General features: G+C 67.2%; 15 protein-coding genes. All 15 read left to right on the top strand.

From position 1 onward, the window contains the following. The first annotated feature begins 991 nt into the window (after positions 1 to 991). The 15 genes from MHZ91_RS26485 (at position 992) to MHZ91_RS26415 (ending at position 13,624) form a co-directional block, all read left to right on the top strand. A complete protein-coding gene (locus tag MHZ91_RS26485) occupies positions 992 to 1,798 on the top strand; it encodes a MetQ/NlpA family ABC transporter substrate-binding protein (protein WP_239216405.1) in 807 nt (268 codons plus the stop codon). Positions 1,799 to 1,820: 22 nt separating this feature from the next. Then, positions 1,821 to 2,414 carry an NADPH-dependent FMN reductase gene (ssuE, locus tag MHZ91_RS26480; protein WP_218342287.1) on the top strand — a complete coding sequence of 198 codons (594 nt, stop codon included), beginning with the start codon at positions 1,821 to 1,823 and terminating at the stop codon, positions 2,412 to 2,414. A gap of 14 nt (positions 2,415 to 2,428) precedes the next feature. Beyond that, positions 2,429 to 3,601 carry an FMNH2-dependent alkanesulfonate monooxygenase gene (gene ssuD, locus MHZ91_RS26475; RefSeq protein ID WP_239216404.1) on the top strand — a complete coding sequence of 391 codons (1,173 nt, stop codon included), beginning with the start codon at positions 2,429 to 2,431 and terminating at the stop codon, positions 3,599 to 3,601. Then, the gene (locus MHZ91_RS26470; protein ID WP_239216403.1) at positions 3,601 to 3,900 is read left to right on the top strand and encodes a hypothetical protein; all 300 of its coding nucleotides are present in this window, start codon (positions 3,601 to 3,603) and stop codon (positions 3,898 to 3,900) included. The genes ssuD and MHZ91_RS26470 overlap by 1 nt, the downstream gene beginning before the upstream one ends. Beyond that, positions 3,846 to 4,439, top strand: coding sequence for an ABC transporter permease subunit (locus tag MHZ91_RS26465; protein ID WP_239216402.1), 594 nt, complete (start codon positions 3,846 to 3,848; stop codon positions 4,437 to 4,439). Before MHZ91_RS26470 ends, MHZ91_RS26465 begins: the two co-directional genes overlap by 55 nt. Continuing rightward, complete coding sequence (locus MHZ91_RS26460) at positions 4,439 to 5,668, top strand: acyl-CoA dehydrogenase family protein (RefSeq protein ID WP_239216401.1); 1,230 nt, start codon at positions 4,439 to 4,441, stop codon at positions 5,666 to 5,668. Before MHZ91_RS26465 ends, MHZ91_RS26460 begins: the two co-directional genes overlap by 1 nt. A gap of 10 nt (positions 5,669 to 5,678) precedes the next feature. Continuing rightward, complete coding sequence (locus tag MHZ91_RS26455) at positions 5,679 to 6,479, top strand: methionine ABC transporter ATP-binding protein (RefSeq protein ID WP_218342283.1); 801 nt, start codon at positions 5,679 to 5,681, stop codon at positions 6,477 to 6,479. Then, positions 6,479 to 7,141, top strand: a complete 663-nt coding sequence (locus MHZ91_RS26450) for a methionine ABC transporter permease (protein ID WP_056566920.1) — start codon at positions 6,479 to 6,481, stop codon at positions 7,139 to 7,141. The genes MHZ91_RS26455 and MHZ91_RS26450 overlap by 1 nt, the downstream gene beginning before the upstream one ends. Before the next feature lie 15 nt (positions 7,142 to 7,156). Beyond that, positions 7,157 to 7,990 carry a MetQ/NlpA family ABC transporter substrate-binding protein gene (locus tag MHZ91_RS26445; protein WP_239216400.1) on the top strand — a complete coding sequence of 278 codons (834 nt, stop codon included), beginning with the start codon at positions 7,157 to 7,159 and terminating at the stop codon, positions 7,988 to 7,990. Between the two features lie 34 nt (positions 7,991 to 8,024). Then, a complete protein-coding gene (locus MHZ91_RS26440) occupies positions 8,025 to 8,924 on the top strand; it encodes an ATP-binding cassette domain-containing protein (RefSeq protein WP_239216399.1) in 900 nt (299 codons plus the stop codon). Between the two features lie 67 nt (positions 8,925 to 8,991). Then, positions 8,992 to 9,207, top strand: coding sequence for a molybdopterin-binding protein (locus MHZ91_RS26435; RefSeq protein WP_175123743.1), 216 nt, complete (start codon positions 8,992 to 8,994; stop codon positions 9,205 to 9,207). Between the two features lie 132 nt (positions 9,208 to 9,339). Further along, positions 9,340 to 10,791, top strand: coding sequence for a DUF3300 domain-containing protein (locus MHZ91_RS26430; protein ID WP_239216398.1), 1,452 nt, complete (start codon positions 9,340 to 9,342; stop codon positions 10,789 to 10,791). Positions 10,792 to 10,814: 23 nt separating this feature from the next. After that, positions 10,815 to 11,663, top strand: a complete 849-nt coding sequence (locus tag MHZ91_RS26425; RefSeq protein WP_239216397.1) for a DUF2950 family protein — start codon at positions 10,815 to 10,817, stop codon at positions 11,661 to 11,663. A 196-nt stretch (positions 11,664 to 11,859) separates the two neighbouring features. Then, entirely contained in the window at positions 11,860 to 12,840 is a 981-nt protein-coding gene (locus tag MHZ91_RS26420) for a hypothetical protein (RefSeq protein ID WP_056565095.1), read from the top strand. Further along, positions 12,824 to 13,624: a polysaccharide deacetylase family protein gene (locus tag MHZ91_RS26415; protein WP_239216396.1), complete on the top strand. Its 801-nt coding sequence runs from the start codon at positions 12,824 to 12,826 to the stop codon at positions 13,622 to 13,624. Before MHZ91_RS26420 ends, MHZ91_RS26415 begins: the two co-directional genes overlap by 17 nt.

The following is a 13,624-nucleotide window of genomic DNA, read 5'->3' as shown; positions in this document are numbered from 1 at the left end:
GAACCAGTTCGCCGTGATTTATGCAGAACGCTTCACTGACCCGTATCGCTGAGATAGCATCAATAAGCCTGATAGAACCAACTATCACGCTTCTAACGCCTCAAACACAAAAATACTGACACTCCCCGACGTTCAGCCACAACTTGCCGACCCGTACGCGCCGCCCATCGGGCACTGGAGTTCAACTGACGGTTATTGCCGTCGCTGCCGGAATCTACCGATGCCGTCTGCCGCTGGCGGTGTCTGACACCCTCGGAAGATGCACGTGGTATGAAGCGGATCTGCAGGTGTCTGACACCCTCGGAAGATGCACTTGGTATGAAGCGAATCTCGCCAGGGTGTCAGACACCTCATTCGGTCTTACGAATTTGAGGCTGTCAGACACCCAAACCCAAAAGCAGCCACACGCGAAGCGTCATCGCCACGACGCAAGACGCCGCGTAAGTCTCCGGAGGCCGCCCGCGCGGCCGAACGGAGACGGGCACCGCAAAATGCTTCTAGCCCGAAGGCATCTGCGCAAAAAGGCCAAGCACGCTGACCGCCCCGCTGCCCGAAAAATTTCAATTGCCAGAGTCCGGTGCGGTGGCGGCCCGGGGTGCGCGGGGCGTCGATAAGCCCGAGGGAATCTGAAGGGAGCCGAAGGCGGACGAAGATGACGAAGGGGAAGTCCGGAGCGAAGGCTCCGGACCGCAATCGTGGCCCCGCGCGCCCCGGGCCGCCACCGTGCCGGACGTCTTAAAAACTCAACCATCGCGCAAGCCGCCACCGTGCCGGACGTCTTAAGAACTCAATCACCGCGCAAGCCGCCACCGTGCCGGACGTCTTAAGAACTCAATCCCACGCCGGCCTCCATCAGCAACCAAATCACCATCCGCGCTAACACCCCCACCCTTTGCACACATAACCTCATATCGACTAAGTATTTTTCGCCCGCAAACCCCGATGACAGAATCACCTCATCAAGCATTCACCTCATCGGACACAAAACGAAATGGCCTCCTTGCTCCGCCTCCTGACCACAGCAGCACTCACGCTCGCGTTCACCACAAGCGCACAAGCCCAGAACAACAGCAAGGACACCATCACAGTAGGCATCTCCGTAGGCACCGCTGAAAAAATCTTCGACGTCGTCAAGCAAGTCGCCGCCCGCGACGGCCTGCAGATCAAGCTCGTCAAATTCAACGACTACCAACTCCCCAACGCCGCCCTCAACGCCGGTGACCTCGACGCCAACGCCTTTCAGCACAAGCCCTTCCTGGACAACCAGATCAAGGCACGCGGCTTCGACATCGTTCCCGTCGGCCTTACCGTCACCGCGCCGCTAGGCTTCTATTCCCGCAAAATCAAATCGCTCGACGAACTGCCCGAAGGCGCCTCCGTCGGCATTCAGAACGACCCCTCCAACGGCAACCGCGCCCTGCGTCTACTAGCCGCCTACAAGCTCATCACCCTCAAGCCCGAGGCCGAGCAGAAGAACACCGCCACGCCGCTTGACGTCGTCTCCAACCCCCGAAAGCTCAAGCTGATTGCGCTCGACGCCGCGCAGCTGCCACGGTCTCTTGATGATCTGACCGCCGCGTCCATCAACAACGACTACGCCGAACAGGCCGGTCTGGTGCCCGCCCGCGATGCCATCGGACGAGAGGCTGCCGATGGCCCCTACGCCAACCTCATCGCCGTGCGCACCAAAGACCGCGACCAGCCCTGGGTCAAGAAGCTGGTCTCCGCGTATCAATCGCCCGAAGTCCGCGCCTACATCGAGCGCGAATTCAAAGGCTCGCTTGTTCCCGCCTTCTAACGCATTGCCTAAGCAGATCACCATGAGCATCCTCACCCTGGCGGGCAGTCCGTCGCAGCGGTCCCGTTCCTCCGCGTTGCTGCGCCACGCCGCACAGATCCTGCGTGCACGCGGGCTAGGCATTAGTGAACTCGGTCTGCGCGACATCCCCGCCGAAGAACTCATCGAAGGGCATTACACCGGCGCGGCCGCCAACGCCCTGCGTGCGCGGGTTGCGGCCGCCGACGCCGTGCTCATTTCCACGCCCGTCTACAAAGCCTCGTTTTCCGGCGGTCTCAAGGCCGTGCTCGACCTGCTCGATGAAAAGGCGCTCGCCGGCAAAGTCGTCCTGCCGATTGCCACCGGCGGCAGTCCCGCGCATCTGCTTGCCCTCGAATACGGCCTCAAGCCCGTGCTGTCCGCGCTTGGCGCGCGGCACATCCTTGCCGGCGTCTACGCCACCGACAAACAGGTGCGGCTCGATGAGTCGGGCAACGCCGACATCGACGACGACGTGCGCGGGCGGCTCGAGGATTCCGTCGAGCGTCTGTCCGAACACGTGCAGCCGCGCGCCGGCGCCGTCCACCCTGCCTACGACCTTGGCCGCCTCGCCCTTGCGGGCGGCTTCAGCGTCTGATCCGGAGTTTCAGCATGGATGTTTTCTGGTTCATCCCCACGCACGGCGATTCCCGTTACCTTGGCACCAGCCGTGGTGCGCGCGCCGCCAGCTATGACTACTTCCGCCAGGTCGCCGTCGCCGCCGACACGCTCGGTTATGACGGCGTCCTGCTGCCCACCGGCCGGTCCTGCGAAGATGCGTGGGTCGTGGCCTCCAGCCTCATCGGCGCCACCCGCAACCTGAAGTTCCTGGTCGCCATCCGCCCCGGCGTCAGCTCGCCGCAGGTGTCCGCGCGCATGGCCGCCACCTTCGACCGCCTGTCCGAAGGCCGGCTGCTCGTCAACGTCGTCACCGGCGGCGATCCCGGCGAGCTCGAAGGCGACGGCGTCTTCGTCAGTCATGACCAGCGGTATGCCATCACCGCGGATTACCTCAAGATCTGGCGCGGCATTCTTGAAAGCAGCCACCAGGCTGAAGGCTTCAGCTTCGAAGGCGAGCAGCTCGTCTCCAAGGGCGGCAAGGTCATCTATCCGCCCGTCCAGAAACCGTACCCGCCGTTGTACTTTGGCGGCTCGTCCGAAGCCGCGCACGAACTCGCGGCCGAACAGCTCGACGTCTACCTGACCTGGGGCGAACCGCCCGATGCCGTTGCGCGCAAGATCGCCGACGTGCGCGCCCGCGCCGCGCGGCATGGGCGCACCGTGCGCTTCGGCATCCGGCTGCACGTCATCGTGCGCGAGACCAACGAAGCGGCGTGGGCCGCGGCCGATGAACTCATCAGCCATCTCAGCGAAGACGCCGTGCAGGCCGCGCAGGCCGCATTCGGCAAGATGGATTCCGAAGGCCAGCGCCGCATGGCCGCGTTGCATGGCGGCAAGCTGACCGACGGCAACGGCGGCCGCGGGCACCTGGAGATCTCGCCCAACTTGTGGGCGGGCGTCGGCCTCGTGCGCGGCGGCGCCGGCACCGCGCTGGTCGGCGATCCCGAAACCGTCGCCGCCCGCATCCAGGAGTACGCCGACCTTGGCATCGACACCTTCATCTTCTCCGGCTATCCGCACCTGGAAGAGTCGTACCGCTTTGCCGAACTGGTGTTCCCGCTGCTGCCCGGCAAGGGCGAGCGCAAGCCGGGCAGCACCGTGCTCACCGGCCCCTTCGGCGAAGTCATGGCGACCGAGCTGGTGCCCAAGGAGTCGGCAAGCTGATGTCTGCCCCGCGCAAGCCTCCCAGCCCGAACCTGCGGGCCGCGCCTTGGCTGGTGTCCGTTCTGGCTCCCGCGCTGTCTCCACTGCTGGCCTCCCTGCTCGTCCTCGCCGCATGGCAGGGCGCCGCGCAGGCCGGCTGGCTGTCCGGCCGCCTGCTGCCCGCGCCATCGACGGTTGCCGCCGCCGCGGTGGCGCTGGCGCGCAGCGGCGAGCTGTGGAGCCTGCGGGCGCCAGCCTGCTGCGCGTGCTCGCAGGCCTGGTGTTGGGTGGCGGTGCGGCCTTGCTCCTGGGCGCGATGAACGCCACCGCCCGGCGCGCCGGCAAGCAGGCCGACACCTTGCTGCAGGCGTTGGGCCTCGTGCCCGTGCTCGCGTTTGCGCCGCTCATCCTGCTGTGGCTCGGCGTGGGCGAGACGGCCCGGCTGGCGCTGCTGTCGCTGGGCGCATTCTTTCCGATCTACCGCCAGACGGTGCGCGGTATCCGCGCGGTGGATCCCGGATTGATCGCCACGGGCAGGTCTCATGGCCTGCACGGCTGGGCGCTGTTCCTGCACGTCATCCTGCCTGGCGCACTGCCGTCGATCCTGACGGGGCTGCGGCAAGGCGTGGGACTCGCGTGGCTGATCCTGGTGGCGTTGGAAGTGTTTGCGGCGCCGTCGGGCGTTGGCATCCTGGCCGAGCAGGGCCGCATCGCCGCGCGCGCCGACCTGCTGTTGCTCGGCATTGCGCTGTACGCCGCGATGAGCGCGGCGTCGCAGGCGCTGGTGCACCTGCTTGCGCGCCACCTGCTGCGCTGGAGCCCGGCGCATCGGCCCGAACTGTTTTCAAGGATCGATTGATGGCCAAGATTTCCCTGTTGCGCCAAGCGCGCCACGATGAAGGCGCCAGCGCCGGAGCGGCCCATGCGGCCGATGCGGTCGGCGCTGCGTTGGAAGCGTTGGCGACCGAACTGGCTGCCACCGCGGTCGAACGCGACCGCGCTGGCGGTCATGCGGCCCATGAGCGCGAACGCATCCGCGCCAGCGGCCTGCTTCGCCTGTCCATTCCGACCGCCTACGGCGGCACGGGCGCGGACTGGTCGACGGTGCTGGCGGCGGTGCGCCGCCTGGCCGAAGTCGACAGCGCGCTCGCGCACGTATTCGGCTTTCATCATCTGCAGGTCGCCGGTGTGCTGCTGTACGGCACGCCCGAGCAGCAGGCCTACTTTCTGGCGCCCACCGCCGAGCGCCAATTGTTCTGGGGCAACGCGCTCAATCCGCTGGACCGCCGCGTCATCGCCCGCGCGGAGCTGGACGGCTACCGCATCGACGGCGTGAAAAGCTTCAGCTCCGGTTCGGTCGGGTCGGATCTGCTGACGTTCTCGGCCTGGCACAAGCCTTCGGGCACCGCGCTGATCGCCGCGCTGCCCACGCAGGCAGACGGCATCACCGTCAATCCCGACTGGGATGCGTTCGGCCAGCGCCAGACCGACAGCGGCACGGTGCGCTTCGATCACGTGCGCCTGGAATCCATTCAGGTGCTGCAGGCGCCGGGCGTCACGCCCACCGCCCGCGCCACGCTGCGTTCACAGGTGGCGCAGCTCATCATGACCAATCTCTATCTGGGCATCGCGCGCGGCGCCTTTCACGAGGCGCGCCGCTATGTGCGCGACGAGGCGCGGCCGTGGTTCGCATCCGGCGTCGATCGCCATGTCGACGATCCCTACGTGCAGGAGCGCTTCGGAGAATTCTGGCTGCGCGTGCAGGCGGCAGAGGCGCTGGCCGATCTGGCCGGATTGAAGCTGGACGCGGCGCTGGCGCGCGGACCGTCCGTCACGGCGCAGGAACGCGGCGACGTCGCGGTGGCCGGTGCACAGGCCAAGGTGCTGGCGCATCGCGCCGCACTGGCGGTGGGCTCGGAACTGTTTGAAGTGACAGGGGCCAGCGCCACTTCCGCGCGTTACGGCTACGACCGCTATTGGCGTAACGCGCGCGTCCACACCCTGCATGACCCGGTGTCCTACAAGATCCGCGACCTGGGTCGGTACGCGCTGCTTGACCAGGCGCCCGAACCCACCGCCTATTCCTGATGCAATCGCAATGACCGATATTTCCGACATCCCCGCCGTGCCGCAGCCCGTCATCCGCCTGGATGCGGTGAGCAAGTCGTTTGCCACGCGTGCGGGACGCTTTGACGCCGTGCGCAACGTGTCGCTGTCGATCCGCGCCGGCGACACGTTCGGCATCATCGGCAAGAGCGGCGCGGGCAAGTCCACGCTGCTGCGCCTCATCAACCTGCTGGAGCGGCCGGACGAAGGCGCCGTGCGCGTGGCCGGCACCGAACTCACCGCGCTGTCCAAGCGCGACCTGCGGTCGGCGCGGCAGAACATCGGCATGATCTTCCAGCAGTTCAACCTGCTGCAGAACGAGACCGTGTTCGAGAACGTGGCCTTTGCGCTGCGCGTGCACGGCGGGCGCAGCAAGACACAGATCGCCGACCGCGTGCGCGACTGCCTGGAGATCGTAGGCCTGACCGACAAGGCGGCCAGCCATCCCGCGCAGTTGTCGGGCGGCCAGAAACAGCGCGTGGCGATCGCGCGTGCGCTGGCCAGCGAGCCGGCCGTGCTGCTGTGCGACGAGCCCACCTCCGCGCTCGACCCCGAAACCACGCGCTCGGTGCTGAGCGTGCTGCGCGACATCAACAAGCGCCTGGGCGTCACCATCGTCATCGTCACGCACGAACTGGCCGTGGTGCGCGCACTCTGCCGCCATGTGGCCGTGATGGAAAACGGCGAGGTGCTGGAACAGGCAGAGATCTCGGGCGCCAACGTGCACCTGTCCTCGCCGCTGGGCCGCGAGTTGATTCGCGAAGCCACCCACCCCTACGAAGAGGTTGCATGATGCTGGACACCTTTGTGCAGTTGCTGCCCGAACTGGGCGTGGCAGTCGGACAGACCTTTCTGATGCTGGCCATTGCATTGGCCGCCTCCATTCTGCTCGGCGGGCCGCTCGGCATCCTCGTATTCCTGACCGGACCCGGCCAATCGCTGGACCGTCCGGTGCTGCACCGGTTGCTGAGCTGGACGGTGAATACCGTGCGTTCGTTTCCTTTCATCATCCTGCTCGTCGCGCTGGTGCCGTTTACGCGGGTGATTGCGGGCACGTCGATCGGGCCGGTCGCCGCAGCGGTGCCGCTGTCCTTCGCGGCCATTCCGTACTTCGCGCGGCTGGTCGAGCAATGCCTGCGTGAAGTGCCGCGCGGCGTGATCGAAGCCGCGCACGCCGCGGGCGCGTCGGAGTTGCAGATCGTGCGCCGCGTGCTGCTGGTGGAGGCGCGTTCGGGCCTTGTGCTGGCCTTGACGGTGCTGGCCGTCAGCTTCCTGTCGTACTCGGCCGTGGCTGGCGTGGTCGGCGGCGGCGGCATCGGCGACCTGGCCATCCGCTATGGCTATTACCGCTTCCAGACCGACGTGATGGTGCTGACCGTGGCGCTGCTCGTGGTGCTGGTGCAGATCATCCAGTTCGCCGGCAATACCGTCGCGCGACGCATCGACAAACGCTGACCCCAAAGGACACTCATGCTGCTTACCAATCGCCTCGCCCCGACGCTCGCCGTGCTGGCCGTGTTGGCCTTCGGGGGAACCGCCCACGCGGCCGACCCCGCCAAAAAAGAAATCGTGTTCGGCGCGACGGCCGGGCCGTACAGCGACCAGATCAAGCTGGGCATCAAGCCCATCCTGGAAAAGCAGGGCTATACGGTCAAGATCGTCGAGTTCAACGATTACGTGCAACCCAACTTTGCGCTGGCGCAGGGCGCGCTGGACGCCAACGCGTTCCAGCACATCGTCTACCTGAAGAACTTCGCGGCCAAGAACAAGCTTGAACTGTCCGAACTGGTCAAGGTGCCGACCGCGCCCATCGCCATCTACAGCAAGAAGTACAAAAGCGTCGACGCGGCGCCCGACGGCGTGAGCGTGGCGGTGCCCAACGATCCCACCAACCAGGCGCGCGCGCTGGTCGTGTTGCAGGAATTGGGTTGGGTGAAACTGCGCGACGGCTATGACCCCTTGCAGGTGTCTGAGAAGGACGTGGCGGTCAACGTGAAGAAGATCAAGATCATCCCGCTGGAAGCCGCGCAACTGCCGCGTTCGCTGGAAGACACCGACTTCTCGTTCGTGAACGGCAACTTCGCGCTGGCCTCGGGTCTGAAGCTGACCGAGGCGCTGGCGCTGGAAAAGACGACGCCCACCTACCAGAACCTGGTGGCCGTGCGCACGGCGGATCGCGACAAGCCGTTCGTCAAGGACATCGCAGCGGCCTACGCGTCGCCGGAGTTTCTGGCGGTCACCGAGAAGTCGTTCGCCGGCTTCGTGAAGACCGACTACCAGCAGAAGCTGGAGGCGGCCCGCTAGGGCCGCGGACAGGGGCATACGCCGGCAGGCCGCCATGTTCATCCACCCCAACGAGTTCGAGCTCTTCCAGCACCTGCAGGCGCCTGACCGCGCCGAGCGGGACAACGCGCCGGACGAGGACGCCGCGCGTCCTGCGCCTCTGCGTGTGACGTTGCGCAGGCTGGCCGGGCGTGTTGGCGGCGACGTGCTGCATCCGCTGGACCTTGACATTGCCGCGGGGGAATTCGTGGCGGTGGTGGGGCGTGCGGACAGCGGCAAGCGCGCGCTGCTGCGGATGCTGGCCGGCGAAGCCACCCCGACCGGCGAACAGGGCGGCGCGCCGCAACGCTCGCCCGTGCTGTTCGACAACTTTCCGCTGTGGGCGCCAGACCATCGTGTTCGCGCGTTGCGGGCGGATGCCCGCCTGTTGCCGTGGAAGCGCGTGATCGATAACGTCGCGCTGGGATTGCCCGAGCGCCACCGGGCGCTTGCCGCGTTGCGGCAGATGGACCTGGCGCGCCACGCCAACGACTGGCCCGCCAGCCTGACCGACGCGCAGTGCCAGCGCGTCGCGCTCGCCCGCGCGCTGGCGCACCGGCCCGGCCTTTTGCTGCTGGACGAGCCCCTGGGCCGGCTGGACGCGCTGGCCCGGATCGGCATGCAGGGCGAGCTGGAAGCCGCATGGCGCCGGCAAGGCTTTACCGCCGTGCTGGCCACCCATGACGCCGCCGAGGCGGTGGCCGTGGCGGACAGGATCCTGGTGCTGGACGCGGGCCGCGTGACGCTGGACGTGCGGGTGGACCTGCCGCGTCCGCGCGTGCGCGGATCTGCTGCCTTTACGGCGCTGGAGGCGCGCGTGCTGCGCGCCGCGCTGGGACAACCCGACACGCCGGGTCCGGACGGCAGGCCGCTTGCGCCTGTCATCCAGATCCGGCATCTGAGGCTCGCGGTCTGACGCCGCGGGCCGGCAGGCACAACCCGGCGCCGCCGTGGCGCCATCCTCATCTTTCAGGAGCAACACCATGAGCATCCAGTCCATCAACGCCCGCAACCAGTTCCGCGGCAAGATCAAGGAAATCATCCTCGGCCCGGTGGTGTCCGAAGTCGACGTCGACACGCCCGCCGGCATTGTCACGTCGGTCATCACCACCCGCTCGGTCAAGGAACTGGACCTGCAGATCGGCACCGAGGTCCTGGCATTCGTGAAGGCGACCGAGGTGTCCGTCGCCAAGCTGTAGGCCGATAAGCGCGGTTCGGGCGTACTACCGCCCGCGCTTCCAAACGGCCAGCGTTAGGCATATATTGTCTTCGCGATATCCGGCGGTTCCCTCCTGGCTTGTGGCATCTTGCTCTGTGTGCGGAGAACGGAAATGCGGCGACTGCGAACGTGGTTCTTCGGCCTGATTTGCCTGGGGCTGTCACTCTCTTTTCCCGCCATGGCGCAGACCAAGCTGAGCAACGCTCAGCTTGATCAGTTGATGGCGCCCGTGGCGCTCTATCCGGACGCGCTGCTGTCGCAGATCCTGATGGGATCCACGTACCCCGATGACGTCGCGGCGGCGGCCAAATGGTCGGCCGCAAACGCCAACCAGTCCGGCGATGATGCGGTGCGAGCCGTCGACGCCGAAACCTGGGATCCCAGCGTCAAGTCGCTGGTGGCCTTTCCCTCCGTCATGGACATGATGGGCCGCGAGCCCGGCTGGGTGAAGTCCGTGGGCGACGCGTTCCTGGCGCAACCGGAGGCCGTCATGGATTCCGTCCAGCGGCTGCGCACACAGGCGCAAAAGGCCGGGAACCTGAAAAGCACGCCGCAGCAGACGGTCAAGACCACCACCGCGAATGACAAGACGGTTGTGGTGATCGAGCCGGCGGATCCTCAAGTCGTCTACGTGCCCAGTTACAACCCGACGGTGGTCTATGGCGCGTGGGCGTATCCGTCGTATCCGCCTTATTACTATCCCCCGCCGCCGGGGTCGGTGTTTGCCAGTTCGCTGGTGGCCGGGATCGGATTCGGCATCGGCGTCGCGGCGATCAATTCGATGTGGGGCGACGCGAACTGGGGGCATGGCGACATCGATATCGACGTGGATCGCTACAACAACATCAACGTCAACAATCGCATCGACCGCAACAACGTCAACAACAACCGGTCGACGTGGCAACACAACGCCGCCAACCGCGGCAACGCGCCGTACGCGGACGCCGCCAACCGCCAGCGTTTCGACAGCCAGCGGCAGGCCGGCTTGCAGAACCGTGCGCAGGCGGGCGGCCAAGGGCTTGGCGCGGCGGGCGCGGCGCCGGCAGCCGGGTCACGCGATGCCGCCAGGCAGCGGGCGGCGCAGTCTTTTGAAGGGCGGACCGGGCAGCCGATCGCGGGTCATTCCGGCGCGGACGGCGGACGCGGCCAGGGGGCAGGCCGGGGCGACGGCGCGGCGGGCCGGGGGCAAGGGCAGGGGCCGCAAGCCGGACAGGGCGGACGGGACCGCGGCGCCGGGACGGCCGGTGTCTCGACCCAAGATCGTCCGCGCGACGGCGCGTCCAGCGTCGGGACGTCCGGCATCTCGACCCAGGACCGGCAGGCCGCCGCCCAGCGCCAGCGCGCCGATGAGGCGGCCGCGCGCGACCGGGCGCGGGCGTCGAACAGCCACAACGCGCTGAGCGGGGCGGGCGACGGCGACCGCATGCGGCAGCAGAACCAGCGCGGCGAAATGAGCCGCGGCGGCGGCGGGCATCGCAGCACCGGCGCCAGCGCGCCGCATCGTGGCGGCGGGGCAGGCGTCCATCGCGGCGGTGGCGGCGGGCGCGGCGGCGGCCGGAGATAGGCACCATGGACAAGGGACTTTCTATGACGATCGCTCGTTTGCGCGCGCTGTGCGTGGCTTCGGTCCTTGGGCTGGGCGTGGCGGCGCCCGCCATGTCGCAGGCCGTGTATCCCAGCGCCCAGGCGGCGGCGCAGGCGTTTACCGATGCGCTGGCCTTGAACGACGTCGACGCCCTGCGCACCGTGCTGGGTCCGAACCACCGGCAGCTCGTGCCGGGCGGCGTCGATCAGGAAAACATCTATCGCTACCTGGCGGCGTGGGTGCGCAAGCACGACATCGTCGCCGACGGCGGGCGTTCGTGGGTGGCGGTCGGCGATTCCGGGTGGACGCTGCCGGTGCCGCTGGTGCGCGCCGGCCAGGGATGGCGATTCGACCCGGTGGTGGGCAAGGCAGAGATCCAGCGCCGCGCCATCGACCGCAATGAGCTGACCGCCATCGAAACCCTGCAGGAACTTCAGGCCGCGCAGACCCGGTATGCGCAAGGGGTCGGCCAGGGCCGGTACGCCACGCGGCTGGTCAGCCGGGCCGGCGAGCGCGACGGCCTGTACTGGCCCGACGTGCCCGGTGCGCCGCAGCAGGCCTTTGGCCCGGATGCGCTGGCGATGGGGCCCGACGTGCCCGTGGACGACGCGTATTTCGGCTATCGCTACAAGGTGCTGCCGGGTGGCGCGGGCAATACGTACCGCATCGTGGCCTGGCCCGCGCGGTACGGGCACACGGGCATCGGCACGTTCGTCGTGGGGCCGGAAGGCGGCGTGCTGGAGAGTGACCTGGGACCGTCCTCGGCTTCCCGCGCGGCGGCCTTGCGAGAAGCCGATATCCGCACTGGAAACTGGGTGGACGCGAACGGTCAGCCGGCGCCTGCCAGGTAGGTTTTTCGGGGCCGTATGCCGCTTTTCACGCGCCTGTTGCGGGGTCGCAACAGGCTTGCGTGTTTGCCGTCAAAGCCTGCCGCCGCGCCGCGTTTCCGTCGTCACCTGTGACCCATTTGTCAGGCGCCTGTGCCTAAAATGGCGAGCACCGGGTGCCTGCCCGATTTCCCCTTGCCGGATCTCCAAATTGAACCCCATGTCTTTTGTCCGCTACGCCCTGTTCGGCGTGGGGATGGCGCTTAGCGCCGCGGCGGCTTCCGCCCCGATTTTTGTCCTGAATTCCCTGGACGCCAACGTCAGCATCATCGATCCGGCCACCTACAAGGAACTGCGGCGCGTGCCCACCGGCAAAGAGCCGCATCACCTGTATCTGACGCCCGACGAAAAGTCGCTGATGATTGCCAACGCCACCGGCGATTCCATCACGCTGATGGATCCCAAGACGGGCGAAGTGCAGCGCACGCTGACCGGCATCGTCGATCCCTACCAGCTGCAGTTTTCGCCCGACATGAAGTGGTTCGTCACGGCGGCCAACCGCCTGGACCACATCGACATCTATGCCTGGAAGCCGCTCGAAAAGGGCTTTGACCTGACGCTGGTCAAGCGCATCCAGGCGGGCAAGACGCCCAGCCACATCATGATCGACAAGCACAGCACGACGGCCTACGTCTCGCTGCAGGACAGCGATCAGCTCATCGCCATCGACCTGGCCACGCAGACGCCCAAGTGGACGGTGTCCACGGGCAAGACGCCCGCTGACGTCTTCCTGACCCCCGACCAGAAGACGCTGCTGGTGGCGCTGACCGGCGACTCGTACGTGGAAGCCTATGACGTCAGCAACGGCCCGGCCAAGCTGGTCAAGCGCATCCAGACAGCGGCGGGCGCGCACGCCTTCCGCGCGCAGGGCGACCACCGCCACCTGTTCGTCAGCAACCGCACCGCCAACTCGATCAGCCGCATCGACCTGCAGACGCTGGCTGTCGTCGACACCTTCCCGGTGCCGGGCGGCCCGGACTGCATGGACGTGCTGGCCGACGGCAAGACGCTGCTGGTCACCTCGCGCTGGGCGCGCAAGCTGACGGTGGTGGACCTGGAGCAGAAGAAGGTCGTCAACCAGGTGCCCGTGGGCAAGTCGCCGCACGGCGTATGGACCCTGAATCATGCGCCGACCCGCTAAGGGCAAAGCCCGGTCCGCGGTCCTGTGCCTGGCGCTGGCGACCTCGGTGGCCGGCGCGGCCCCGCAGGCCACCTGCGACAAGCCTGTCTACCTGACGTTCGACACCGGCCACATGGGCGTCGCGCCGCTGGTGGCCGACGTGCTGGCCCGTCACCAGGTCAAGGTCACCTTCTTTCTGGCCAACGAGCGCACGCTGACCGACGGCGCCAGCCTGGACGACGTGTGGGCGCCCTGGTGGAAGGCACGCGCCGCCGAAGGCCACGCCTTTGCCTCGCACACCTACGACCACGTCTACTGGCAGGGCGACCTGCCGGGCGGCAAGTTCCGCGTCAAGCCCAGCGCCGGGCCCGACGCCGGCAAGCGCGCCGAGTGGACCGCCGAGCAATACTGCGCCGAAATCAAACGCTCCGTGACCCGGTTCCACCAGATGACGGGCAAGAACATGCTGCCGCTGTACCGCGCGCCCGGCGGCAAGACCTCGCCCGCGCTGCTGAAGGCCGCCAAGGCCTGCGGCTTCGAGCACGTGGGCTGGTCGCCGGCCGGGTTCCTGGGCGATGAGCTGCCCAGCGACAAATACCCCAACGTCAAGCTGCTGGACCAGGCGCTGCGCACCATCAAGCCCGGCGACATCCTGCTCGCCCACCTGGGCATCTGGTCGCGCCAGGACCCGTGGGCGCCCGGCGTGCTGGAACCGCTGATTGAAGGTTTGCAGCGCAAGGGCTATTGTTTTGCCACCTTGAACACCCATCCGGCCTATCGCGACTGGATCGCCACGCATCACTGA

The organism is Achromobacter sp. ACRQX, from assembly GCF_022346505.1.
GTDB classification, from domain to species: domain Bacteria; phylum Pseudomonadota; class Gammaproteobacteria; order Burkholderiales; family Burkholderiaceae_B; genus Achromobacter; species Achromobacter animicus.
The sequence above is the reverse complement of the archived record's forward strand: the minus strand, read 5'-3'. Positions and strand labels throughout refer to the sequence as shown.